The organism is Streptomyces sp. NPDC005574, from assembly GCF_040605435.1.
Classification (GTDB): domain Bacteria; phylum Actinomycetota; class Actinomycetes; order Streptomycetales; family Streptomycetaceae; genus Streptomyces.
Genome location: NZ_JBEXCW010000007.1, coordinates 136,294 through 161,524 on the forward strand (window position 1 = coordinate 136,294; position 25,231 = coordinate 161,524).

Annotated in this window: 19 protein-coding genes and 1 pseudogene; 5 read left to right on the top strand and 15 right to left on the bottom strand. The window is 70.6% G+C overall.

Annotated elements, in window-relative coordinates; all coding sequences use genetic code 11:
• Positions 1-325: 325 nt before the first annotated feature.
• From ABZT03_RS07860 to ABZT03_RS07875, 4 genes are all read right to left on the bottom strand, one after another.
• Positions 326-2,776: a [protein-PII] uridylyltransferase gene (locus tag ABZT03_RS07860; protein WP_356035029.1), complete on the bottom strand. Its 2,451-nt coding sequence runs from the start codon at positions 2,774-2,776 to the stop codon at positions 326-328.
• A gap of 42 nt (positions 2,777-2,818) precedes the next feature.
• The gene (locus tag ABZT03_RS07865) at positions 2,819-3,157 is read right to left on the bottom strand and encodes a P-II family nitrogen regulator (RefSeq protein ID WP_003997576.1); all 339 of its coding nucleotides are present in this window, start codon (positions 3,155-3,157) and stop codon (positions 2,819-2,821) included.
• Positions 3,154-4,494, bottom strand: coding sequence for an ammonium transporter (locus tag ABZT03_RS07870; RefSeq protein ID WP_356035033.1), 1,341 nt, complete (start codon positions 4,492-4,494; stop codon positions 3,154-3,156). Before ABZT03_RS07870 ends, ABZT03_RS07865 begins: the two co-directional genes overlap by 4 nt.
• 315 nt (positions 4,495-4,809) lie before the next feature.
• Positions 4,810-6,333: a hypothetical protein gene (locus tag ABZT03_RS07875; RefSeq protein WP_356035035.1), complete on the bottom strand. Its 1,524-nt coding sequence runs from the start codon at positions 6,331-6,333 to the stop codon at positions 4,810-4,812.
• A gap of 433 nt (positions 6,334-6,766) precedes the next feature.
• Here ABZT03_RS07875 and ABZT03_RS07880 point away from each other — a divergent pair, with 433 nt between their 5' ends.
• Positions 6,767-7,423, top strand: coding sequence for a bifunctional DNA primase/polymerase (locus tag ABZT03_RS07880; RefSeq protein ID WP_356035038.1), 657 nt, complete (start codon positions 6,767-6,769; stop codon positions 7,421-7,423).
• A gap of 223 nt (positions 7,424-7,646) precedes the next feature.
• Here ABZT03_RS07880 and ftsY read toward each other — a convergent pair whose 3' ends face one another.
• A complete protein-coding gene (ftsY, locus tag ABZT03_RS07885) occupies positions 7,647-8,858 on the bottom strand; it encodes a signal recognition particle-docking protein FtsY (RefSeq protein WP_356035039.1) in 1,212 nt (403 codons plus the stop codon).
• Between the two features lie 420 nt (positions 8,859-9,278).
• Here ftsY and ABZT03_RS07890 point away from each other — a divergent pair, with 420 nt between their 5' ends.
• Positions 9,279-10,250, top strand: coding sequence for an LLM class flavin-dependent oxidoreductase (locus tag ABZT03_RS07890; protein WP_356035042.1), 972 nt, complete (start codon positions 9,279-9,281; stop codon positions 10,248-10,250).
• Positions 10,251-10,338: 88 nt separating this feature from the next.
• Here the strand turns inward: ABZT03_RS07890 and ABZT03_RS07895 are convergent, their stop codons facing one another.
• From ABZT03_RS07895 to ABZT03_RS07910, 4 genes are all read right to left on the bottom strand, one after another.
• Positions 10,339-11,760 carry a sugar porter family MFS transporter gene (locus ABZT03_RS07895; RefSeq protein ID WP_356035045.1) on the bottom strand — a complete coding sequence of 474 codons (1,422 nt, stop codon included), beginning with the start codon at positions 11,758-11,760 and terminating at the stop codon, positions 10,339-10,341.
• 238 nt (positions 11,761-11,998) lie between these two features.
• Positions 11,999-15,553, bottom strand: coding sequence for a chromosome segregation protein SMC (gene smc, locus ABZT03_RS07900; protein ID WP_356035048.1), 3,555 nt, complete (start codon positions 15,551-15,553; stop codon positions 11,999-12,001).
• A 216-nt stretch (positions 15,554-15,769) separates the two neighbouring features.
• Positions 15,770-15,973, bottom strand: a complete 204-nt coding sequence (locus ABZT03_RS07905) for a hypothetical protein (protein WP_053747983.1) — start codon at positions 15,971-15,973, stop codon at positions 15,770-15,772.
• A 381-nt stretch (positions 15,974-16,354) separates the two neighbouring features.
• The gene (locus ABZT03_RS07910) at positions 16,355-16,636 is read right to left on the bottom strand and encodes an acylphosphatase (protein WP_356035052.1); all 282 of its coding nucleotides are present in this window, start codon (positions 16,634-16,636) and stop codon (positions 16,355-16,357) included.
• Positions 16,637-16,805: 169 nt separating this feature from the next.
• Here ABZT03_RS07910 and ABZT03_RS07915 point away from each other — a divergent pair, with 169 nt between their 5' ends.
• Positions 16,806-18,029 (top strand): CAP domain-containing protein, encoded by a 1,224-nt coding sequence (locus ABZT03_RS07915; RefSeq protein ID WP_356035055.1) that lies wholly within the window; start codon positions 16,806-16,808, stop codon positions 18,027-18,029.
• Between the two features lie 20 nt (positions 18,030-18,049).
• Here ABZT03_RS07915 and ABZT03_RS07920 read toward each other — a convergent pair.
• A pseudogene (locus tag ABZT03_RS07920) lies at positions 18,050-18,781 on the bottom strand (site-specific integrase); the annotation flags it as partial.
• Positions 18,782-19,975: 1,194 nt separating this feature from the next.
• Positions 19,976-20,293, bottom strand: a complete 318-nt coding sequence (locus ABZT03_RS07925; protein ID WP_356035057.1) for a hypothetical protein — start codon at positions 20,291-20,293, stop codon at positions 19,976-19,978.
• On the opposite strand from ABZT03_RS07925, the gene ABZT03_RS07930 reads away from it, so the two are divergent.
• Entirely contained in the window at positions 20,292-20,741 is a 450-nt protein-coding gene (locus ABZT03_RS07930) for a hypothetical protein (protein ID WP_356035060.1), read from the top strand. The two genes, ABZT03_RS07925 and ABZT03_RS07930, sit on opposite strands and share 2 nt — an antisense overlap.
• A gap of 506 nt (positions 20,742-21,247) precedes the next feature.
• Here the strand turns inward: ABZT03_RS07930 and ABZT03_RS07935 are convergent.
• Entirely contained in the window at positions 21,248-21,772 is a 525-nt protein-coding gene (locus tag ABZT03_RS07935; RefSeq protein WP_356035062.1) for a hypothetical protein, read from the bottom strand.
• 467 nt (positions 21,773-22,239) lie between these two features.
• Positions 22,240-22,824 (bottom strand): flavodoxin family protein, encoded by a 585-nt coding sequence (locus ABZT03_RS07940; protein ID WP_356035065.1) that lies wholly within the window; start codon positions 22,822-22,824, stop codon positions 22,240-22,242.
• Between the two features lie 129 nt (positions 22,825-22,953).
• Between ABZT03_RS07940 and ABZT03_RS07945 the strand changes: the two genes are divergently transcribed.
• Positions 22,954-23,370 (top strand): helix-turn-helix domain-containing protein, encoded by a 417-nt coding sequence (locus ABZT03_RS07945; protein ID WP_356035068.1) that lies wholly within the window; start codon positions 22,954-22,956, stop codon positions 23,368-23,370.
• Between the two features lie 94 nt (positions 23,371-23,464).
• Here ABZT03_RS07945 and mutM read toward each other — a convergent pair whose 3' ends face one another.
• Complete coding sequence (gene mutM / locus ABZT03_RS07950; RefSeq protein ID WP_356035072.1) at positions 23,465-24,328, bottom strand: bifunctional DNA-formamidopyrimidine glycosylase/DNA-(apurinic or apyrimidinic site) lyase; 864 nt, start codon at positions 24,326-24,328, stop codon at positions 23,465-23,467.
• Between the two features lie 84 nt (positions 24,329-24,412).
• Positions 24,413-25,219, bottom strand: a complete 807-nt coding sequence (gene rnc / locus ABZT03_RS07955) for a ribonuclease III (RefSeq protein WP_356035075.1) — start codon at positions 25,217-25,219, stop codon at positions 24,413-24,415.
• Positions 25,220-25,231 lie beyond the last annotated feature (12 nt).

Here is a 25,231-nt window from a genome sequence, read left to right on the forward strand (position 1 = left end):
GACAATCGCCCCCGCCTGCCGTATTCGACGAACGGCACAGGGTCCGCCGCCCAGCGGCGGGGCGCCTCGGGCACGGCGGGGCCGCACCGCGGGGGCCGGGCGATCAACGGGCGTGGGGCGCCCGACGGGCTCGGGTACCCACGGGGCTCGGCTGCCCACGGGTCCCGCCGGCAATGTCACAGGGGACCGCCGGCGGAGGTCACAGGCGCCCGCCCGGGGGCGAGGTCACAGCCGCCCGCCCGGGGCGAAGGTCACAGCCGCCGGCCGGCACAGGCCGCAACCGCCCCCGGCGGACGCGTCCGTGTCCCCCCGCCGCGCCCCGCCCTCACCCCCGCAGTGTCTCCTCCAGCCTGCGGGTCAGCGAGGCCGCTTCCTCGCCGGGGAGCGGTGCGCCCTCGGGGCCGGTCACGTAGAAGGCGTCCACGGCGTTGGCGCCGAGCGTCGAGACGTGCATGCTGCGCACGCGTACCTTCGCGTCCTCCAGGGCACGTCCGATCCGGTGCAGCAGACCGGGGGCGTCGTGCGCGCGGACCTCGATCACCGTCGCGAGCCGGGAGGCGGCCGGCGCGACCGTCACCCGGGGCGGGGGCGCCACGACTCCCCGGCGGCGCGGATAGGCCGCGTCCCGTTCGGCGAGCCGGCCCGTGATGTCCAGCGAGCCGTCCAGCGCGCGGACGAGATCGGCGCGCAGCCGGGCGGCCTGGGGCAGCGAGCCGTACTCGGCGGCGACCCGCCAGTTCAGCAGCAGGACCGAACCCTCCACGCCGTCCGGGAGGTCGAGGGCGCGCAGCTCCGCGGTGCGCACGGTCAGCCGGTGCACGGCGAGGACGCCCGCCACCGCGGGCAGCACGCCGGCCTGGTCCGGTACGGCGATGAGCAGTTCCACACCGAGCGGCTCGGGGTCGCCGGCGGGCTGCTCCTCGGTGGGCGGCGGCTCGGTCTGGGCGCGCAGCGACAGGACGGGGCTGCCGGTGGCGACCGCCTCGATGGCGAGTCGTTCCTGCTCGGCGGTGGGAGCGAGGGCCTCGGGTTCCTCGGGGGCGTCCCCGGCGAGGACCGCGGCGACCCGCTTGACCAGGTCGGTGACGAGGGAACCGCGCCAGGACGACCAGGCGGCGGGCCCGGTGGCCAGGGCGTCCGCCTCGGTCAGCGCGTGCAGCAGCTCCAGGGTGCTCTGGGTGCCGACGGCCTCGGCGACCGAGCGCACGGTGGCCGGGTCCTCCAGATCGCGCCGGGTGGCCGTCTCGACGAGCAGCAGGTGATGCCGTACGAGGGTGGCGAGGACGGCCACGTCCGTGCGGTCGAAGCCGATGCGGGCGGCCACGTCCTTGGCGATGATCTCCCCGGCCACGGAGTGGTCGCCGGGCCAGCCCTTGCCGATGTCGTGCAGCAGCGCGGCCACCAGGAGCAGGTCGGGGCGGCTGACGCGGCGGGCGAACTCGGAGGCGCGCACGGCGGTCTCGATGAGGTGCCGGTCGACGGTCCAGATGTGCACCGCGTTGCGCTGCGGGCGGCAGCGCACCCGCTCCCAGTCGGGCAGCAGCTGGGTGATCAGGCCCTCGGCCTCCAGCGCCTCCCAGACCTCGATGGTCGGGGTGCCGGAGCCCAGCAGGGTGACGAGCTGCTCGCGGGCCTCGGCCGGCCAGGGCGTGGGCAGCGGGCGCACGGTGGCCGCGAGGCGCCGGACGGCGTGCAGGGAGAGCGGGAGGCCGGCCTGGGCGGCGGCGGCAGCGGCACGCAGCGGGAGCACGGGGTCGCGTTCGGGGCGGGCGGCCCGGGCGAGCACCACCTCGCCGTCCTGTTCCACCACGCCCTCGGCCAGCGGGGAGCGTTCGGCGACCGGTTTGCCGCCGCCGAGCATGGCGCGCAGCCGCGGCCGTACGGCGCGGGAGCGCAGCACCCGCTCGACCTCGCGCCAGGTGACGTCGCTGGCGTACGAGATGACGCGGGCCGCTTCGTAGACCTGCCGCAGGAGGGTGTCGGCGTCGAGGAGGCCGAGCTCGTCGGCCACCTGGTCCTGTTCCTGGAGGGCGAGCCGGTCGGTGGCCCGGCCGGTCGCCAGGTGCAGCGCGTCGCGGACGTCGAGCAGGCGGCGCCGGGCGTCGTCGAGGCCCTCGCGCGGGGCGTCGGCCAGCCAGGAGGCGGCGACCGCGCGCAGGGCGGTGGCGTCGCGGAGGCCGCCGCGGGCCTCCTTGAGGTCGGGCTCCAGGAGGTACTGGAGTTCGCCCTGGCGTTCGGCGCGCTCGGTGCACAGTTCGTGGAGTTCGGGCAGGCGTTTGGGGGCCTGGTTGCGCCAGTCGGCGAGGACGGTGGTGCGCAGTCCGGCGGTGAGGCCGAGGTCGCCGGCGAGGTGGCGGGCGTCGAGCAGGCCGAGCTGGACCTTGAGGTCCTCACCGGCCGTCTTCCGGGCCTCGGCCGGGGTGCGGACCGAGTGGTCGAGGGCGAGCCCGAGGTCCCACACGGGGTACCAGAGGCGGTCGGCGAGGGCGGCGATCGCGGCGGAGTCGCTGCCGTCGTGCAGCAGGAGCAGGTCCAGGTCGCTGCGCGGGGACAGCTCGCCGCGGCCGTAGCCGCCGACGGCGACGAGGGAGGCGCCGCGCAGTCCCTGTGTGGCCGCCTCGAAGAGGCCGGAGAGCCAGTCGTCGGTCAGTTCGCTGAGGGCCGCACGGCGCGGCGGCCCGGACCGCGCCCCCTCCTGGAGGAGGCGCAGCCGGGCCGCCGCATAGCCGCTGGGTCCCGAGTCCTCTGCTTCCTTGCTCACGTGCGTACTCGTCACCCAGCGACTCCTGTCGTTCTTCCGTTGCACGCTTTCCGGCTCTTAGAGCGCGTCCGGGCCGCGCTCACCGGTCCGCACCCGGACGGCCGTCTCGACCGGCAGGGACCAGACCTTGCCGTCACCGATCTTGCCGGTCCTGGCCGCCTTGACGATGACGTCGATCAACTGCTCGGCGTCGTCGTCCTCGGCCAGCACCTCGATGCGGATCTTGGGGACCAGGTCGACCGTGTACTCGGCACCGCGGTAGACCTCGGTGTGGCCCCGCTGACGACCGTAGCCGCTCGCTTCGGTGACCGTCAGGCCGTGGACCCCGAAGGCCTGCAGGGCCTCCTTGATCTCGTCGAGCCGGTGCGGCTTCACGACGGCGGTGATGAGCTTCATGCGTCCACCTTCTTGCTCGCGGCGTCGGCGACCGGGGCGGGACCCGCGGTCCGTACGGCGCCGCCGCCGGCGCCGCTGAAGTCGTATGCGGTCTCGGCGTGCTCGGCCTGGTCGATACCGGCCACCTCGTCGTCCTCGGGGACCCGCATGCCGATCGTCTTGTCGATCAGGAAGGCGAGGATCGCGGAGACGACCAGCGAGTAGCCGAGGACCGCGAAGACGCCGGCGCACTGCTTCCAGAACTGGGTCAGACCGCCGCCGTAGAAGAGGCCCTCGACGGTGGACTGGCCCTTGCCGCTGGCGAAGAGGCCGATCAGCAGGGAGCCGATGACTCCGCCGACCATGTGGACGCCGACCACGTCGAGGGAGTCGTCGTAGCCGAACCGGTACTTCAGGCCGACGGCCATGGCGCACAGCAGACCGGCGATCGCACCGACGGCGATCGCGCCGAGCGGGGAGACCGCACCACCCGAGGGGGTGATGGCGACCAGGCCGGCGACGGCACCGGAGGCGGCGCCCAGCGTGGTGAACGCGCCGTGGCGGATCTTCTCGTAGACGAGCCAGGCCAGCATGGCGGCGGCGGTGGCGACCTGCGTGTTGACGAACATCAGCGCGCCGACGCCGTCGTCGTTGCCGAGCCAGGAGCCGGCGTTGAATCCGAACCAGCCGAACCACAGGAGACCGGAGCCGAGCATGACCAGCGGGAGGCTGTGCGGGCGCATCGGGTCCTTCTTGAAGCCGACCCGCTTGCCGATGACCAGGATCACGCCGAGCGCCGCGGCACCCGCGTTGATGTGGACCGCCGTACCACCGGCGAAGTCGATCACGCCGAGTTCGAAGGCCCAGCCGCCGGCGCCCCAGACCCAGTGCGCGACCGGGAAGTAGACGACCGTGGCCCACAGCGCGACGAACAGTGCCCAGGCCGTGAACTTCACGCGGTCCGCGAGGGCACCGCTTATCAGGGCGGGCGTGATGATGGCGAACATCATCTGGAAGACCATGAAGACGAAGATCGGGATGGTGTATCCGGGCCACAGGTCCGTCAGGCCGATGTGGCTGAGCCCCACCCAGTCGGACGTCCAGCCGATGAAGCCGCCGGAGTCCGTACCGAAGGCCATGGAGAAGCCGTACAGCACCCAGAGGATGGTGACGATGCCGATGCTGATGAAGCTCATCATCAGCATGTTGAGCGTGCTCTTGACGCGGACCATGCCTCCGTAGAAGAAGGCGAGGCCCGGGGTCATGATCAGCACCAGGGCGGAACAGATGAGCATGAAGCCCGTGTTGGCGGCAGAGAGCTTGGGTGCCTCTGCGGCTAGCGTGATGGCTGGGGCCATCGGCGTCTCCTCGTCGTTGGTACGGCCCCGTGCGGGCGAAGCCTGAGCGGATTTGAGGGGTGGGCCGGTTATGCGCCATGAGATTGACGCAGCGCGGTTTCGGCGGACGCCCCTCGTTGTTTCGCCGCCGTGACGAAGGCGCCCCGTGCGTTACGCGTCGATGAACTGCCTGATGTCCGCCGAGTGGATCGTTATCGTGGCGCAACCTTCGGACGGGGACGCAAACCGGCCGCGGACGGCTCTCCGACGACCTGGCATGGGGGAGCCGAGTCGGGCTGTTCGGGAGGGCCGGCCGCGGCCGGGGATCAGGGGGGATCAGACCGCTTCGGCGGTCTCCGGCAGCTCTGCGGCGAGCGTGTCGGTGAGGTCCACGACCTCCGCGAGGTCCCCGAAATCGCGTACGGCCGTGTCGACCGTTTTTCGGATACGGGTGTTGACCCGCTCGGAGCGCACCTTCTTGGCGATCCGCATGGCCTTCCCCGCGAGCACCGTGCTCTCTTCTGGCTCGCGGCGCAGCAGGTGGACGGTGGCCATGCCGATCAGGTTCAGTGCGTACGACCGCTGGTGCTCGTCGTCGTCGGCGAAGAGGTCCACCGCACGCTGCATGAGGGGTTCGGCCAGGGAGGCGTAGGTGGGGCTGCGGCCGGCGACGTAGGCCAGGTCGCGGTAGGAGTGGGAGTTCTCGCCGTACAGCTCGGCCTCGGAGAAGAAGCGGATCCAGTCGGGGTCCGGCTCGTCCCAGTCGTCGGCGTCGGCGAAGACGTCCTCGGCCATCCGGACCGCCCTCTTGCACTTGCCGGGCTGCCCCATGTTGGCGTACGCCCGCGCCTCCATCGCATACAGCATGGACTGGGTGCGCGGACTCGCGCAGTCCCGGCTGCCGTACTGGGCGAGGTGGATGAGTTCCAGCGCGTCGTCGGGGCGCCCGAGGTGGATCATCTGGCGGCTCATGCTGGACAGGACGTACGAGCCGAGCGGCTTGTCGCCGGCCTCCTTGGCCGCGTGCAGGGCGAGGACGAAGTACTTCTGCGCGGTGGGCTGCAGCCCCACGTCGTACGACATCCAGCCGGCCAGCTCGGCCAGTTCGGCGGCGACCTTGAACAGCGTGCGGGTGGTGTGCTCGGGCTGCGGTTCCTGGAGGAGGTCGGTCACCTCGTGCAACTGGCCGACGACCGCCTTGCGGCGCAGGCCGCCGCCACACTGGGCGTCCCACTGGCGGAACATGACGGTCGTGGACTCCAGGAGCTCCAGCTCGGGCCGGGACAGCCGGCCGGCCCGGCGGCTCGCGGCCGACACCTCGGGGTCCTGCTGCGGGGCGGACCCCGGGTCGGCCGGAAGCCTCGGTGGCGTCTGCGCGGGCACCAGCCAGCGCTGCATCGGCTCGATGAGGGACGGGCCCGCGGACAGGACCAGCGAGGATCCGAGGAAGCCGCGCCGCGCCAGCATCAGGTCGCTGCGTGAGAACTCGCTGAGCAGGGCCACCGTCTGCGGGCCCGTCCAGGGCAGGTCGACGCCGGAGACGGACGGGGACTGACGGGTGGCGCGCAGCCCGAGATCCTCGACGGAGACCACACAGCCGAACCGCTCGGAGAACAGCTCGGACAGGATCCTCGGGATCGGTTCGCGCGGGTTCTCGCCGTCCAGCCAGCGGCGGACTCGGGAGGTGTCCGTGGAGATGTGGTTGGCGCCCAACTGCCGGGCCCGGCGGTTGACTTGGCGGGCCAGCTCGCCTTTGGACCAGCCGCTGCGCACGAACCACGAGGAGAGCAGTTCGTTGGGGCGCTTGTCAGCCTGCACAGCGTTTCCAGCGCCTGTCCCGCTTCCGCCGTTGCCGCCCACTGGAACGCCCCCATCCCTGAGACCACTTGTCGCTGAGTGCGCCAAGCCCTATCAGAATGCCGGTAAATACCGCCGTCCGTACGGTGGTTGTCACCCTTCGAACGGGAAGCCGCCTTGCCTCCGGCATACCCACGAGCGCATGTGCCCCCAGGACTCGTGCACTCACAGTAATCCCACGATCACCCGTCCAGCCATGGCGAACGCGTAAACGCCACCATTCGCCACCCCTTCGAATGAACTAACGGTTGCCCGCGCACGATTCACTTGACATAGGACGAACGAGAGTCGGCGGAGCGGTGCACTCAGGGGCGCGTACGGCCGGGTGCACCACCCGGGACACGCCCGGGCGCCGCGCGAACCGGAAGACGTGACGGAGAGTCATGGATCGGGTTCACCGCGTAACCGTCGGTGCGCTGGACCCGTTGGAGGGGGCATGGACTTCACGATCGGCGGTATTCGGGAGATCCGCTCCGGCTCGCGTCGGCGCGGCCGCTCCTCGGAGTGCACCACCGTCGCCGAGTTCACCGGACTGTGGGGCTGGGACGTCGCGCCGGGAGCGCGGGCCGCCGCGGGCGCCTGCTCCTGCGGACACGCCGACTGCCCCGCGCCGGGCGCCCACCCGCTCGCCTTCGCACCGCAGGTCGGGGCGGGCGCCACTCTCGACGAAGTGACCCGGATCTGGGGGGAGTTCCCCGGCGCCTCGGTGATGCTGCCGGTCGGCCGGGCCTTCGACGTGATCGAGGTCGCCGAGCCCGCCGGGCGCCGCGCGCTGGTCCGGCTGGAGCGGATGGGCCTGCCCCTGGGGCCGGTGACGGTGACCCCGGAGGGCCGGGCCCAGTTCTTCGTCGCCCCCGGCGCCGCCGCCGGACTCTCCGACCTGCTCTACCGCATGGGCTGGGACGACCCGTGCTCCCTCGACCTGCGCGGTCTCGGCCCGGGTACGTCCGTCACGGCCCCGCCCTCCGACCGCGGGGGCCTCGGCCCGGTGCGCTGGCTGCGCTCCCCCGCCCTGGACGCCTCGGCGAAGCCGCCGGCCGCCCGCCTGCTGCTGGGCACGCTCGCGTACGTGGCGCACCGCTCACGCGCGTAGGCCGGCGAGCGGCAGGGCGAAGACCGGACGGCCGAGCGGCCGACACGGCGAAGCGCCCGTCCCCGACCGAGTGTCGGGGGCGGGCGCTTCTTCGTTCCTGACTCGCGCCTGCGGTTTGTTCCGTTCCTGCGATGCCTCCGGCGCCTGCGGTGCGTCCAGCTCCTGCGGCGCGTCGGCTGCCGTGATGCTTCCGGTACGCCGCCGAGAGGGGTTCGGACAGCCCTCAGTCGCCGATAAGGGCGTCAACGAAGGCCTCCGGCTCGAACGGCGCCAGGTCGTCGGCGCCCTCGCCGAGGCCGATCAGCTTGACCGGTACGCCCAGCTCGCGCTGGACCGCGACCACGATGCCGCCCTTCGCCGTGCCGTCCAGCTTGGTGAGCACGATGCCGGTGATGTTCACGACCTCGGCGAAGACCCGCGCCTGCACCAGACCGTTCTGTCCCGTCGTCGCGTCCAGGACGAGCAGCACCTCGTCGAGCGGGGCGTGCTTCTCGACCACGCGCTTGACCTTGCCGAGCTCGTCCATGAGGCCGGTCTTGGTGTGCAGCCGGCCCGCGGTGTCGATGAGCACCACGTCGGCGCCCATCTCCTTGCCCTCCTTGACCGCGTCGAAGGCGACGGAGGCGGGGTCGCCGCCCTCCGGTCCGCGCACGGTGTGGGCGCCGACCCGCTCGCCCCAGGTCTGGAGCTGGTCGGCGGCGGCGGCCCGGAAGGTGTCGGCGGCGCCGAGGACGACGCTGCGGCCGTCGGCCACCAGGACGCGGGCGAGCTTGCCGGTGGTCGTGGTCTTGCCGGTGCCGTTGACGCCGACGACCATCACGATGCCGGGCCTGCTCGTCTCGGGCTCGGTGCGGACCGTGCGGTCGACGTCGGTGCGGACCAGCTTGAGCAGCTCGTCGCGCAGCAGCGCGCGCAGCTCGTCCGGGGTCCGCGTGCCGAGCACCCGCACGCGCTCGCGCAGGCCCTCGACCAGTTCCTGGGTGGGCAGCACGCCGACGTCGGCGGTGAGCAGGGTCTCCTCGATCTCCTCCCAGGTGTCCTCGTCGAGGTGTTCGCGCGACAGGAGCGTGAGCAGTCCCTTGCCGAGGGCGTTCTGGGACCGGGAGAGCCTGGTCCGCAGGCGGATGAGGCGTCCGGCCGTCGGCTCGGGCACCTCGATCGCGGGGACTTCGAGTTCGGGGACGGCGAGCGGCTCGTCGACGGCGGTGGGGGCCGAGCCGTCCGGAAGATCGACCTCCTCTATCGTCCGGCGCGGTTCGTCGCGCGGCGTCTCGGCCTCGTCGCCGAGGTGCGGCTCGGCCGGAGGGGCGGTGATGTCGGGCGCGGTGGGGGGCGGCGGTGGCAGCGGCTTCCGGCGCCGGCTGCCGACGACCAGCCCTCCGAGCGCACCGAGCACGACCACGGCGATGACTACAGCAAGGATGACGGTTTCCATAACAGCTCCAGTATGGCGTGACCCCCCGCCCGCTCCCCGGTTGCCCGCGCGGGGGCTCGGCGAACGGGACGGGCGGCCAGGGGGCGGTGGGCGGGCCCTTAGGGCTGTCCCGCAATTCCCGGCGGGCGCGCGACGACAGCTACGGCCCCTCGCCGCGTTGCCGGATCGCCCGAATACGCCCGGTACGCGGACTACGCGGACTACGCGGACGACCCTCCGCCTCACGATGCGCCGCATCCGGCGCCGCGCGCTGATCCACCGGGAATTGCGGGACATCCCTTGGCGCAACGGGCCGCACTGGACGGATCACCGGGAGCGGGCCGCCGTACACCCGTCACCGCCGGCTCTGGATGTCTGACGTGCCGTCAGCTACCGTCCCCCTCCACCGGAACGCCATCCGCCCGGCGAAGGGGACTGCCCATGCCCGTCACGGTCGTACGGTTCAACCTGGTCGAGCCCGACGCCACCCCCGCCTCGCTCGGCGCCCGCTACCGGGCCGCCCTGGAGATGGCCGCGTACGCCGACGAGCACGGGGTCACCACCGTGCAGACCGAGGAGCACCACGGGGTCGGGAACAACTGGCTGCCGTCGCCGTTCGCGTTCGCCGGAGCGGTGTTCGGCGCCACCCGGCACCTCGCGGTCACCGTGTCGGCGATCATCGGCCCGCTGCACGACCCGCTGCGGCTGGCCGAGGACATCGCGGTACTGGACCTGCTCAGCGGCGGGCGGCTGGTGACGGTCGCCGGGATCGGGTACCGGCCCGAGGAGTACACGCTGTTCGACGTGGAGTGGAAGCGGCGCGGCAGGCTCCAGGACGAGCTGCTTGAGACCGTGCTGAAGGCGTGGACCGGCGAGGAGTTCGAGTACCGGGGCCGTACGGTACGGGTCACCCCGCGGCCGTTCACCGATCCGCACCCGCTGCTGCTGGTCGGCGGCTCCTCGAAGGCCGCCGCCCGCCGGGCCGCCCGGCTGGGCCTGCCCTTCTTCCCCAGCGCGTACCTGCCGGAGCTGGAGGCCTACTACCGGGAGCGGCTCGTCGAGTACGGCACCGAGGGCTGGACGATGATGCCCGCCGCCGAGACGCCCCTGCTGCACGTCGCCGAGGACCCGGACCGGGCCTGGGCGCGCTACGGCGAGCACTTCCTGCACGAGGCGCGGACCTACGCCTCCTGGCAGTCCGGGGACATCCGGTCGGCGGTGAGGTCGGCGGCCACCACAGTGGAGGAGCTGCGCGCGGAGGGCGTCTACCGCATCCTCACGCCGGACGCGTACGTGACCCAGGGCCTGGACAACCTCGTACTGCATCCGCTGGCGGGCGGGATGCCGGTGGAGGAGGGGTGGCGCAGCCTGCGGCTGTTCTGCGAGGACGTGCTGCCCCGGCTCGACGGGTGAGCCGGGGCAGCAGGTCTTACGGGTGCCGAGGAGCGGGCGGCGGGGGCTTGGCCCCGCTCCTCGAGTCGTGGGAGCCTCGCGGGTTGGCTCAGCCCATCTCCTCCAGCGTCTTGCCCTTCGTCTCCTTGACGAACTTGAGGACGAACGGGATGGAGAGCGCGGCGAAGAACGTGTAGATCACGTAGGTCGCGGACAGGTTCCAGTCGGCCAGCGACGGGAAGCTCGCGGTGATGGCCCAGTTGGCGATCCACTGCGCGGAGGCGGCGACGCCCAGGGCGGCGGCCCGGATCCGGTTGGGGAACATCTCGCCGAGGAAGACCCAGACGACGACACCCCAGGACAGGGCGAAGAACAGGACGAACACGTGGGCGGCGACCAGGGCGACCCAGCCCTGTGTGGCCGGCAGCTTGCCGTCGACCAGGTCGTAGGAGAAGGCCCAGGCCTCCAGGCCGAGACCGATCACCATGCCGACGGAGCCGATGAGCGCGAGCGGCTTGCGGCCGACACGGTCGACGAAGATCATCGCGATCACCGTGCCGACGATGTTGATGATCGACGTGGTGAAGGAGTACAGGAACGAGTCCGTCGGGTCGACGCCGACCGACTGCCACAGCGTCGAGGAGTAGTAGAACGCGACGTTGATGCCGACGAACTGCTGGAAGACCGACAGGCCGATGCCCACCCAGACGATCGGCTTGAAGAAGAAGGAGCCGCCGAGCAGGTCCTTGAAGCTCGACTTGTGCTCGCTCTTCATCGCGTGCTCGATCTCGGCGACGCGGGCGTCGAGGTTGACACTGTCGCCCTCGACCTCGTCGAGGATCTGCCGGGCCCGGTCGCGCTTGCCCACGGAGATCAGGAAGCGGGGGGACTCGGGGATCGCGAAGGAGAGCAGGCCGTAGAGGACGGCCGGGACGACCATGACGCCGAGCATGACCTGCCAGGCCTCCAGGCCCATGAGCTCACCGCGCTGGTCGCCGCCGGCGGCGTTCAGCAGACCCCAGTTGACCAGCTGCGAGATGGCGATGCCGATGACGATCGCCGCCTGCTGGAAGGAGCCGAGGCGGCCGCGGTAGGCCGGAGGGGCGACCTCCGCGATGTAGGCCGGGCCGATGACCGAGGCCATGCCGATGGCGAAGCCGCCGACGATGCGCCAGAAGGCGAGGTCCCACAGGGCGAAGGGCAGCGCCGAACCGACCGCGCTGACCGTGAAGAGGACGGCCGAGATCTGCATGCACCGGATGCGGCCGATGCGGTCGGCTATCCGGCCGGCGGTCGCGGCGCCGATGGCGCAGCCGATCAGGGCTACGGCGATGACCTGGGCCAGCGCCGCGGAGCCGACGTCGTAGCGGCTGCGGATGGCCTCGACGGCGCCGTTGATCACCGAGCTGTCGTAGCCGAAGAGGAACCCGCCCATCGCGGCCGCCGCCGCGATGAAGATGACGTGCCCGAGATGCTCGGGATGAGCCGTCGCGGCTCCTGACGGCTGGGGTGCCTTCGCTGTGCTGGTCACGTGTACTCCTCGGGCCACCGGCAACGCTGCCGGTGTGGGGGTCGGCCCTCCCAGTGGTGCACGTCGTACCGCCGCCCACCACCTGAAGGTAAAAGCAACGCTGGAGAGACTATGCCTTCAAGTTTCGAAGTCAATACGGGGGATCATGCGAACCTGCACAGGTGGTGTGGACCGTTCGTGTTCAACACTTGAAGGTCGACAGAAGATGCAGGTCGGGATCGGTGTAGACCGCACGCACCTAGCGGAGACGCTGGGAGATGACCTTCGACACACCGTCGCCCTGCATGGACACGCCGTACAACGCATCGGCGACCTCCATCGTGCGCTTCTGGTGCGTGATCACGATCAGCTGCGAGGCCTCCTGCAGTTCCTGCATGATCCGGATCAGCCGCTGCAGGTTGGTGTCGTCCAGCGCCGCCTCGACCTCGTCCATGACGTAGAACGGGCTGGGCCGCGCCTTGAAGATCGACACCAGCAGTGCGACGGCCGTCAGCGACCGTTCACCTCCCGACAGCAGCGACAGCCGCTTGACCTTCTTGCCCGGCGGCCGCGCCTCGACGTCCACACCCGTGGTGAGCATGTTGTCGGGATCGGTCAGCACGAGCCGTCCGTCGCCGCCCGGGAACAGCCGGCCGAAGACGCCCTCGAACTCCCTGGCGGTGTCCCGGTAGGCCTCGGTGAAGACCTGCTCGACGCGCTCGTCGACCTCCTTGACGACCTGCAGCAGGTCGGCGCGGGTCTTCTTCAGGTCCTCCAACTGCTCACTGAGGAACTGGTGACGCTCCTCCAGCGCCGCGAACTCCTCCAGGGCCAGCGGATTGACCTTTCCGAGCTGCTGATACGCCCGTTCGGCCGACTTGAGCCGCTTCTCCTGCTCCGCCCGGACGAACGGCCGGGGCTGGTTGCGCGGGTGCTCGGGGTCCTCCGGCAGCTCCTCGCCCTCGGCGGGGGGCGAGGGCGGCACCAGTTGGCGGGGGCCGTACTCCGCCACGAGCCCCGCCGGTTCGACACCGAGTTCCTCCAGCGCCTTGGTCTCCAGCTGCTCGATCCGCAGCCGCTTCTCGGCACCGAGTACCTCGCCCCGGTGAACCGAATCAGTCAACTTGTCGAGCTCGGCCTTGAGGTCGCGTCCCGTGCCGCGCGCGGCGGTCAGTTCCTGCTCGCGGCGCGCCTTGGCCGCCTCCGCCGCGGCCCGCTCCCGCTGCGCCCGGCCGAGCGACACCTCGACGTGCGCGAGCACCTGGCGCGCACCGGAGCCGACGGCCGCCGCCACGGCCGCCTCGTGCCGCAGCCGGGCCCGCCGCTGTTCCGCGCGGGCGCGTGCCTCACGTTCCGCCCGCGCCGCCCGGTCGAGCGACTCGGCCCGTCCGGCGAGCCCCTTGACCCGCTCCTCGTGCGTACGCACCTGGAGGCGCGCCTCCATCTCGGTCTGCCGCGCGTTGGCTCCGTCGGCGGCGAGCCGGTCGCGCACCGACGTGTCGGGCTCCTCCTCGACGGGCAACTCCTCGGCCACGGCGAGGCGTTCGGCGAGCTCCTCGGCCTCCTCCACGGCCCGGTCGAGCGCGTCCTGGGCGCGGACGGCCGCCGCGGTGGTCCGTTCGGCCTCACCGGCCGCCCCCCGCGCCTGGCCGGCGAGCCCGCCGAGCCGCTGGGCGACGGCCGACTTCTCCCGGTCCGCGGCCCGCCGCCGCTCCCCCAGCTCCTCGACCAGCGCGGCGCCCTCCCGGCGCCGCTCGCCGGCCGCGTGCTGCGCCGCGGTCAACTCCTCGCAGCGCACGGCCAGCTCCTCCAGCTCGGCGGCCGCCTCGTCCACGGACGCCTGCACCTCCAGCAGGCTGGGCGCCCCGGCGGACCCGCCGTGGGCGAAGTGCGCGCCCAGCAGGTCGCCCTCGGCGGTCACCGCGGTCAGCCCGGGCCGCGCGTACACCAGGTCCTCGGCGTCCTCCAGGGTGCCGACCACGACGATCCCGCGCAGCAGCCGCCGTACGGCGGGCATCAGTTCCGCGGGACCGCGCACGAGTTCGGCTGCGTACGGCGGCCCGTCGCCCCGCGGCTCCTGCGGTACGTCGTCGGGGGCGCCGCTCAGCAGGAGTGCCGCGCGTCCCGCGTCCTGCTTGCGCAGCAGGCGGATCGCGTCGGCGGCGGCGGCCGGCGTGGTCACCGCCAGGGCGTCCGCGGCGGCGCCGAACGCGGCGGCGAGGGCGACCTCGTGGCCGGGGGTCACGCTCAGCAGTCCGGCGGCGGGGCCCAGCAGGCCGGCGAGCCGGTCCCGCGCGCCGAGCAGCGCGCCGGTGCCGTCCTTGCGGCGCAGCCCCAGGGCGAGGGCCTCGCGGCGGGCCTGGGTCGCGGCGCGCCTGCGCTCGGCCGCGGTGGCCGCCTCGCGGGCCGCCGTCAGAGCGGCCTCCGCCTCGGCCAGGGCCGCCTTCGCCGTCTCGTGCCGGTCGGCGAGTTCCTGGTCGCCGGCGTCGAGGCCGTCGACCTCCGCCTTCAGCGCCTCGTACTCCTCCTGCGCGGTGACGGCCCGCTCCCGGGCCTCGTCGCGGGCGGTGGCCAGCCGGTCGATCTCGGCCTGGGCGGAGGCGGCGCGCGAACGGGCCGCGTTGACCTGGCCGTTGAGCCTGGCCAGGCCCTCGCGCCGGTCGGCGATGGTACGGGCGACGTCCTTGAGGCGGCGCTCCTCGTGGGTCAGTTCGCGCTCCAGGTCGGCGCGGTGGGCGACGGTGTCCTCCAGCGCCCGTTCGGCCGCCTCCAGGGCCGCTTCGAGCTCGGCCTCCTGCTCGCGGATCCGAGCGGCCTCGCGCTCCATGTCCTCGGGGTCGCGGCCACGCCGGTCCTCGGGGGGCGCGGAGGTGGCGCTCTTGACCCGCGCGTCGGCCAGCGAGACCGTGCCGCGGACCCGTTCGGCGAGCTGCGAGAGCTCGTACCAGGTCTGCTGGGCGTGCTGGAGACGCGGGGTGAGCTGCCGTACCTCGTCCTCCAGGAGCGCCTCGCGCTGGAGGGCCTGCCTCAGCTCGCGTTCGGCGGTCTCCTTGCGGTCCTTGAGGGCGGCCTCGTCGGCGATCTCGGCGGTGAGCGCCTCACGCAGCCGGACCAGGTCGTCGGCCAGCAGCCGCAGGCGCGCGTCGCGGTAGTCGGCCTGGATGACCGCGGCCCGGCGGGCGACCGCGGCCTGCCGGCCCAGCGGCTTGAGCTGGCGCCGCAGTTCGTCGGTCAGGTCCTGCACGCGCGCGAGGTTGGCCTTCATCGCGTCCAGCTTCCGCAGCGCCTTCTCCTTGCGCTTGCGGTGCTTGAGGACGCCGGCGGCCTCCTCGATGAAGGCGCGGCGGCCCATCGGGTCGGCGTGCAGGACGGAGTCGAGCTGGCCCTGTCCGACGATGACGTGCATCTCCCGGCCGATGCCGGAGTCGGAGAGGAGCTCCTGGATGTCGAGCAGCCGGCAGGTGTCGCCGTTGAGCTGGTACTCGCTGCCGCCGTTGCGGAACATGATCCGCGTGATGGTGACCTCGGCGTACTCGATGGGCAGCGCCCCGTCGGAGTTGTCGATGGTCAGGGACACCTCGGCGCGGCCCAGCGGGGGGCGGCCGGTGGTGCCGGCGAAGATGACGTCCTCCATCTTGCCGCCGCGCAGCGACTTGGCGCCCTGTTCGCCCATCACCCAGCTGAGCGCGTCCACCACGTTGGACTTGCCCGAGCCGTTCGGCCCGACCACGCACGTGATGCCGGGTTCGAACCGGAGCGTGGTCGCCGAGGCGAACGACTTGAACCCGCGCAGGGTCAGGGCCTTGAGGTGCACGCCGCCGGACTCTACCTTTCGGGGGTGTCTCACTCCATGAACCCGCGGTTTCACGTGTGAACGCGGAGGGCACACCAAACGTTAAGAGAGTGAAAGGCTTGCGGGGGAAAGAAAGAAAAGAAGGGACGCCGAAGCGTCCCTTTGCAAAACTGACAACTTAAGCGGTTGAGACAGGCCGCACAACCACTGCGTGAGCTGTCGTGAGCGATGCAGTGATCAGGTGAGCGCGGGCTCCGCCTGGTGTGCGTCGATGCTCTCCATGATCCTGTCGTGAGAAGCGGCAGCCGCGAGCGTGTCGTTCTCGGCCTGGATCCGTACGAGCTCGGATTCCAGATCCTGTACGCGCTGCTGGAGCCGTCGCATCTCGGCGAGGAGTCGAGGGTCGGAGCCGCCGACGTAACCGAGAAGCGCCTTTGCCATGATGGATGGTCCTCCACACTGAGTGACCGACCGAAGCGGTGTGGGTCGTGAGGGATTCGCACCCGCGGTGATTGACACTTTTGAGTTCGGGTTTGCCGTTCATCCATGCCAAACAGCTAAGGTGCGCGGGGTGCTTTCAGCGTCTCACCAAAAAGTTTGACGGTCAACACGATCACACCCCGTATCGGCGGGCGACCCTGGGCGCGCGGCCGGATACCGGCGGCGCTGCTACGCGAACGGGCCCTGGGGGCGTGGCGATCATCTTGGCGTGCGGCGTTCCCCGGCGCAAGCGATTCTCGGCAACCACCAGGCACTTCCCGCTGAACGCGGGTGCCTGGAGACCTCCTGCCGGCCCCCGTGCAGGCATCCCGGCCGAGGGTCTCAGCGGATGGCGAAGCCCTCGTAGCCCCCGCGAGGTGTGTCCCAGATCTCGGTGACGCCGTCCACGCGGCCGGGCGTGTCGCTGCCCTGGAGCCAGCCGAGGAGACCTTCACAACCCGGCCGGGGGCCCTCGGCGACCACCTGGACCCTTCCGTCGTCCAGATTGAGAGCAAAGCCACTCAGGCTGCCGATCTCCAGGGCCTTGGCCCGCGTGAACCAGCGGAAACCCACGCCCTGCACGCGTCCGCGCACCCAGGCCACCAGCCGTACGTCCTCGCTCATGGGTGCAACCTAACCGGACAATGTCCCTCCGGACACTTCCTCCCCTTGCGTCATGCGGTACCGTCCCCACCCAGTGAATCTCATACGAAACTCACTTGATCGTGTGAGTTTCGTGAGTTTGGTTGACCGGGGGGACGCGTCGACCGCCGAGGATGAGAAAGGCAAGGACATGGGACGCCACCGACGCTCCGACGCCGGCCGCGCCGCCACGGGCCGCGCCACAGGGGTCACGCAGACGCGCGACGCGTACACAGGCAGCCACGATCCGCTGGACTCCTACAGCTTCGACCGCACGGAGAGCCCCTACGTCCCCCGGCAGCGGGGCGCGTACACGGCCGACCGCGGCACCATGGGCATCGCGCCCTACCTGAACGCCGGCGTCCCCGTCGAGGAGCCCGTCGCGGACACCGAGGTGCTCGCCGAGCCCTACGCCGTGACCGACGAGGTGCACGTCGAGGCGTCCGCCCGGAGCGCCGCCTACCTCTTCGCCACGGACGACGACTTCGCCACGGTCTTCCCCGACGAGGGCTTCGCCCCCGGCGGCTCCCGGCGCGGCCGCTCGCACCGCCGCAAGCGCAGGACCGTGACGCCGGTCCGCACCGGCCTGCTCGGGGTGTCCGCCGCGGTGGCGCTCGGCACGGTCGCGGTCGCCACCGGCGCCGTGCCCGGTCTCGACAACTACAAGCTCGGCGGGACCACCTCCAGCGGCGAGAAGGTCCAGGCCGCGGACTCCCCCACCAACAGCGCCACCGAGCAGGGCGGCACCTCCGGCGACGCGGGCGGCACCGACACCGGCAGCCGCGACGACGGTTCGGCGACGAGCCGCGACGCCCAGCGGGCCACCTCCCCGACGCAGTCCGCCTCGGCTCCGTCGGCCTCGGCGTCGGCCGCCGCGCCGACCAAGAAGCCGGCGAAGAAGCCGAAGACGACCCCGGGCAAGAAGGCCAAGGCCACGCCTCCGGCGGCGGCCACCAAGGTTCCCAAGCAGCCCAGCGCCCCGGTGACGGTGTCGGCGCAGTCCCAGGCCGGCGCCGAGGTGCTCGCACTCGTCAACGAGGAGCGGGCGAAGGTGGGCTGCAGCGCCCTGTCCGCCAACAGCGCGCTGTCGGGTCTGGCGACGGACTTCAGCGACGCCATGGCCGCCGAGGGCTTCTTCGACCACACCGACCCCAGCGGGGCCACCCCCTGGGACCGCGCCGAGAAGGCCGGGATCTCCGGCCTCGGCGGCGAGAACATAGCCCGGGGCCAGGCCGACGCGGCCGCGGTGATGGAAGCCTGGATGGACAGCCCCGGCCACAAGGCGAACATCCTGAACTGCGACTTCAAGACGCTGGGCGTCGGCGTGCACTTCGGGTCGGGCGGCCCCTGGTGGACGCAGGACTTCGGCTACTGAGATAACCGCAGGTCAGAGGGCTAGGAACTCCCCCGGGCCGTGTCCGGGCCGTCGCCCGTGGGGTCCTCGTCCGCGAAGACGTGATCCACGGCGGCCCGGGTCCGGGTCCCGCTGGACGGCATCAGGTGCGTGTACGTGCGCAGGGTGAAGCCGGGGTCATGGTGCCCCAGGTATTCGCTGAGAGCTTTGATGCTCTCCCCCGCGTCCAGGAGCACCGAGGCATAGAAGTGCCTCAGCGCGTGCATGCCGTTGTCCCGCCCGGTCTCCACGCCCGCAGCCCGAAGCGCCGGCCACCACACACGATCGTTGAAGCGGTTGCGATCGAGGGCCAGGCCCATGGAGCCGGTGAAGATCAGCGATGCCGTTACCGGAGGACCGTCGAGCGTCTTCCGCGGCAAGGTGACCTTCACGGCCGGGTGACGCTTCAGATGCGCAGCCAACGCGAAGGCCACCGACTCGGGTAGAGGCATGTCACGTTCCTTGCCTCCCTTGGGCGGAGCGAACACCGCCCGGTGACGTTGCACCAGCTTGACCTGCCGGACCACGTGCATCACCCCACCGAGGAAGTCCACGTCTTCCACGGCCAAGCCGAAGACCTCCCCCTGTCGCAGCCCGCATCCGGCGGCGACGTTCACGAGAGCCTGGTAGCTCACCGGCAGGGCCGCACGCACTCGCATCACTCGCTCGGCGGGCCAGGGCTTGACCTTGCGAGGTTCGAGACGAGGAGCCCGCACCGACCGGGCCCTGCAGGGGGCGGCGAAGCTGCTTCCCCGGCTGCGCTTCGCTCCGCCGGGCGGGCTCCCGGCTGCGCCGACGCCCGCCCACATGTGGATAGGCCCGGAGGTCATGAGTCGAGCAGCCGACGACTTCGACCCACGGTCACAGACGATGCCTCCGGCGGGGGATCGGCCGGCACCGGGATGGAGGGGGCGCCGTTCCGGGCCGCGGGCACATCGTGGCAAGCGTGGTGGGCTCCCATCCCGTCCACCGTCGACCCAGGCAGAGCCGAGCAGACGCGGCCCAGGGCGTCAAGGTCGTTCGTACAGTGGCGCGCTCCACCTTGACGCCCTGAACCACGCCCGCTCCACGGTGTGTGGGTCGACGGCGGACGGGATGGGAGCTGGGGTAGGTGTGTGGCTGAGCTGGTCAGGCGAGGGACGACCGGATCCGGTCGATGGCGCGCAGAACCTCATCTCTGTTCTTCGCACTCTTGATCCAGGTTGGTAGCCGCGCGACGAGCGTCATCCTTTTTACTTGCGCATCCCATGGGGCTCGCTCACGCAACGGTGCCTGTACCAACTTCCGGATCAGTTCCAGGTGTTCCGGGTTGTAGGCCCACAGCCAGCCGTGTCGCGTCTCTGCCTGCAACCACAGCGGCAGACCAAAGTAAGGATCTGTCGCTTCGCCTCGCCCTCGGAAGAGGCGGAACCCTCCCCCAGCAGCCTCTCGCGACAGACCGCACGCCCTGCAGACGAGACGGCGGCGCGCGAACACCGAGGGAACAGCGTCCTCAGCCGCAGGCGTCACCGGGGCAACGTGTGCAATCCCAGCGCACTTCGGACAGCTCACGAGTACATGATCAATGAAGTGGTACTTCGTGTGCTGGGCATCTCGGAACCGCTGTGGCGAGAGCATGACGCCAGTATGCGATCCCTCTGCCTGACCATGCTCATGCGCGGAAGAACCGTGCCCCTTCCGTGCCCGATCAGGCAGGGAGTCGCGGGGAACCACGGTCGCTCGCAGCGAGCGGGGAAGGAGAGAGCCCCCGACCGATTTGCCCGGTCAGGGGCCGTTCGCCTGCGGTGGGTGTGGGATTTGAAGCCACGGTGACATCGCTGCCACGACGGTTTTCAAGATTGTTCAGGAGGGTTGGCACTCCCAATGAGGCTCCACCAACCGCGCGGTAGCGTGACGCCATGGATGAACCCCGGATCAAGGTGTACGGCTCAGCCACCTAAATCACCATTGCAGCCAACGCGGCCGGCCTGCAGGACCTTGCGGAGCGGCTCATTGGTCTTGCTGATACCGAACTCCGGGACGGGTACCACGAGCATCTTGAAGGCGGCATCAATCTTGAGGACGGATCGATCAGTCTGATCTTGGAGCGGGACGACCAGGTGTAGAACTGCGGTACAGCAACGAAATACAGCAACCACCGCGACCGTGACCGGCCCCTCCTGACCGCAGACCCACGACTGACCAGCCCTGCAGACTTCAGTAACCGTCGTGGCGGTGTCAGTCCTACCGTGCACAATGCCGTCCATGAGTGAGCGCTATGAGGTCGTCTTTTCCTGCTACTTGCGCGACGACACCCCCGAATGGGTCATGGCCGCCTTGCGGTGGCACTTGGGCATGGACGCCGAGTTCCCCGAGGGTCTCGACGACCAAGACGAGTACCTATACCCACTGCTCGTCCCCGATAACTACGCCAACCGCCGGGTGCCCGGTGGAGACGTCGTGTCCCTGCGTCGCGAGGTGCAAGAGTTCACGAGTTCCGGGGAGAGGTACGAGTGGGAACTTTTCGCACGCAACCACTGGGTCGACGACTCCATGCTTTACCTCCGGGGCCTGTTGGACCTACTCGCCCCACACATCGCGCAGCCCGGCTATGGGGGCCACTTCCGCCACATATCCGACACCGAAGTGACTGTCTTCCACTTCCGTAATGGGGCGTATGAGCCCATCAAGATATGGGGTGTCGACCCGCGGTGACAGGGCGGCAAAAGGCTCGCGCCCCGCGTGCCCCATCGGGGAAGCCAGCGGAGAAAACACGGATCGGCCACTCCCCGACGAAGAGCGGTCGTGCCACATCCATGCCAGAACGGGCGGAGAGTCACAGGGAATCGGGGTACACCGAGGCGCGTGCCGCCGAACCCTCTCAAGGTGGGGAACCCGCAGGTCACACCACAAGTCGTCTCACCTCGCCCCTTAAAGCGGTGATGCCCAGGGACTCACGAGGTCAGAGCGCTTTTTTCGACGGCGTGATCAGCTCCCCCGACTTACGTACTACAGGCAAAACGCTCCACGGTGGCTGACACCAACGCCTGACACCAACAGCCCCGAACAGCGGCGGTTGGCGTCGGACCCCAGCGGATGGTCGGCCCAGGAGCACGGCCTGTTGGCCAACGTCACCGAAGCCCCATGATCGACCTGATAAGGATGAAGCCGCGGGTTCAAATCATGTGAGCAAGAGCGGGCGTCTCCGAAGCTGGAGGCGCTCACGCTTCCTTTCGAAGCTCGGGTTGGGCAACAACCCGCATGCGAGGCAGGAGCGGCCCGACCATCTCCCCAGGTCGCATCGGATCCGACTCTAGGTTCACCTCCACCCCGTAGAACTCCGTCACCCCCTTGAAGCGCGAGTTCAGGACGGTGAGAGCAGTTATGTGTTCAGCCCGGAAGGATGGCCTGCACCAGCTCTTTGATCCTGCGGCCACCCACACGATCACGTCTGCATGGGCCGCGCACGCATACACGACGATCTGCCCAAAATGACCGTGGTCCGTCGGACCGAACTGGTTCTCAATCACTACGCGTCGACCGCGATCGTCACAGGCGATGATGTCCGCGCGGAAATCCCCGACGGGCACTTCGCGACCCATGAAAGTTAGGTTCAGACCGAGTTGCTCACCTAACTGCTCGAGATTGCTGATCACCCAAGGCGTGAAGTGACCTACTTCTGTCGGCCACTGAGTCTTGGCGTCGGCGCTGAAACTACTGACCATCAGCTCGGAGAAGTCCGTCACCCGCCCAGCATGACGGATCCGCCGACACCCTTGTAGTCGGCTGCGCCCCCTTCCCGCACCAAGGAGCGACGGGCAACAGAAGCATCCGAGTTCTGAGCTGCGGGCTTCCTCGGTGGTGCTGTACAGCAGCGAGTACAGCAACCACCATGACCAGCGCCAGCCCTCACCGCCCCATGCAACCACGTGCCCAGCCGGAAAGACCTCAGCAACCTTCCGGCCCACGGTTCGCATCGATGTAAAACGCACGGCACCCCCGCTCGGGCCGTGTCTGGGCCGTGCGGGAGTGCTCAGCGACGACCAACGCTGACAACCGTCGACAGCTAAGTCGCAGGTCGCAATGCTGATCGCTTACGCAGTCGCAGGTCAGGGACCCGGCCCTTCACTTCGGCTACTAGGACGGACGGCGCCGGGGCGGACCGCCCCGGTCGGGGCACTCCGCGCGTGGCAACCCCGGGCGGTCAGGTGACTCAGGCCGCCGCGCGGCCCTGGCGGAAGACCTTCGCGGTCTCCGCCACCCGGCGTCCGAGGTGCTCCGCCGTCGCCACGTCCGCCTTGTGGACCGCCTCCGGACCCTCGTCCACGTTGGTCTGCGCGGCGGCGCCCGCGAAGACGCCGAGGCGGTTGAGGTCGTTCTCGGAGCCGGCGCTGTTGTTCCAGCCCGGGTGCAGTCCCAGGTTGATCCAGTGCATGCCGTGCTGTCCGGCGAGGATCTGGAAGAACTGCAGGGTGTGCAGCTTGTCGCCGCTCTTGGAGCCGGAGTTGGTGAAGCCGGCGGCCAGCTTGTCCTTCCAGTCCTGCCCGAACCAGCGCTTCGAGGACGCCTCCGCGAACACGTGGAAGGCGCCGGACGCGGTGCCCATGTAGGTGGGCGAGCCGAAGACGATCGCGTCGGAGACGTCGAGGGCGGTCCACTGCTCCTCGGTGATGGCGCCGACGTCGATCAGGTGCACGTCGGCGCCCGCCTCGGCGGCACCGGCCCGGACGGCCTCGGCGAGCACGGCGGTGTGGCCGTGGCCGGAGTGGTAGGCGATGGAGACGACAGGGGTGGTCACGTGTGCACTCCTCAGGGGAACAGCGAGCTCCGAGCGGAACGGCAGCTCGTCAACGATGAGGAAAGGTAAGCACTAACTTCTAGTTAGTGCAACCTGGTGGTTAGCGCTGCCTTCGCGTACCCTTGACACATGGACATCACGCAGGAGCCCACGGAGGTGCGCGACCTCCCGTACAACGTGTTCGCCAAGGCCTGCCCCTCGCGCGGCACCCTGGAGCACGTCACGGGCCGCTGGGGTGCTCTGACGCTGGGCGCTCTGCACCAGGGCTCGTTCCGCTTCAACGAACTGCGCCGGCGCGTCGACGGCGTGAGCGAGAAGATGCTGTCGCAGACGCTGCACGCGCTGGAGCGCGACGGCCTGGTGCGCCGCGACGCCCAGCCGACGAACCCGCCCCGCGTGGACTACGAGCTGACCCCGCTGGGCCACGCGGTCGCCGAGCGCCTGACCACCCTCATCGAGTTCGTCGAGGGGAACATGGACGACGTACTGGCGGCACGCGAGCGCTACGACGGGACCCGCCGGGAAGGGGTCTCCAAACCGGCCTGACGGGCTTCCGGGGCGGGCCCGGCGCCCGGCGTTGTGACACGTCCGGCGTGCGCGAGGCCGGACCTTCGCGTCCCGGGCCGTGTGCGGCTCGGCGTCAGGTCCGCGTGAGGCGCGGAGCCCGCTGGCACTGCGGGCAGAAGTAGCTGGACCGGTTCATCCAGGGGCGCCGGCGCATCGGCGTGGCACAGCGCCTGCACGGCAGCCCCTCCCGCCCGTACGCGTCGAGCGACCGGTCGAAGTAGCCGGACTCGCCGTTGACGTTGACGTACAGGCTGTCGAAGCTGGTGCCGCCGACGTCGAGCGCCGCGTTCATCACGTCCCTTACGTGGCCCAGGAGTTCGGCCGTGCGGGGCCGGGTGAAGTTCGCGGTCGGACGCTCGTAGTGCACACGGGCCCGCCAGAGGGCCTCGTCCGCGTAGATGTTGCCGACGCCGCTGATCAACGACTGGTCCAGCAGGGCCCGTTTGATCGTCGTGCGCTTGCGGCGCAGCGCCTGGTGGAAGACCTCGTCGTCGAACAGCGGGTCGAGAGGGTCGCGGGCGATGTGCGCGATGACGTCGGGCAGTCCGTCCGGCGTGGTGTCGTGCAGCGAGAGTCCGCCGAAGGTGCGCTGGTCCACGAAGCGGAGTTCCGTGCGCAGGTCGTCCGCGAACCGCACCCGGATCCTGAGGTGCTTCTCGTCGGGCGCCTCGTGCGGCTGGACCAGGAGCTGGCCGCTCATCCCGAGGTGGGCGAGGACCGCCTGGTGGGTGTCCTCCAGCGGCAGCCACAGGTACTTGCCGCGTCGGCTGGGGGTGCCGACGCGATGCCCCTCGAGCCGGTGGGTGAAGTCTTCGGCGCCGGCGAGGTGACGGCGTACCGCGCGCGGGTGCAGCACCTCGGCCTCGGTGACGGTCCGGTGGGCGACCCAGCGCTCCAGACCGCGCCGGACGACCTCGACCTCGGGCAACTCGGGCATGGCGCTCTCCCGTCACGAACCGGTGGATGAGCCGAGCGCCCGCCCTCAACGAAGGGGGCGGGCGCTCGGGTCGCGCTGTTTCGGTCAGGCGGAGACGGACGACGGGCTCTCGCCGTCCTCCTCGGCGGCCTTCTCGGCCACCGCCTTGGCTCGCTCGTCCGCCGCGGCCCGGATGGACCGCCACGCGGATTCCGCGGCCTGCTGCTCCGCCTCCTTCTTGCTGCGGCCGGTGCCGGTGCCGTACGAGACGCCTCCGACGCGGGCGGCAGCAGTGAAGGTCTTCTCGTGGTCGGGGCCGGTCTCCGTGACCAGGTACTCGGGCACGCCGAGTCCTTCGGTCGCGGTGAGCTCCTGGAGACTGGTCTTCCAGTCCAGGCCGGCTCCGAGGTTCGAGGACTTCTCGATCAACGGGTCGAAGAGACGGTGGACGAGTTCGCCCGCCGCGTCCAGACCCTGGTCGAGATAGACCGCGCCGATCACCGCTTCGAGGGTGTCGGCGAGAATGGATGCCTTGTCCCGGCCACCCGTGCCCTCTTCGCCCCGGCCGAGCCGGATGAAGGAGCCGAGTTCGAGGCCGCGACCGACCTCCGCCAGTGCACGCGAGTTGACCACCGCGGCCCGCAACTTGGCCAGCTGGCCTTCGGGCAGGTCGGGGTGGGTGCGATACAGCGTGTCCGTCACCACGAGGCCGAGCACGGAGTCCCCGAGGAACTCCAGGCGTTCGTTGGTGGGCAGACCGCCGTTCTCGTACGCGTACGAGCGGTGGGTCAGCGCACGCACCAGAAGGGCGGACTCGAGCTGGTAGCCGAGCCGCCCTTCCAGAAGCGTGTGGGACGAGGCTGTGTTCTCCGCCTTCTTCTTGGCGCTGGTTTCCGCCGTGGCGTCAGACATCAGACCTCTCAC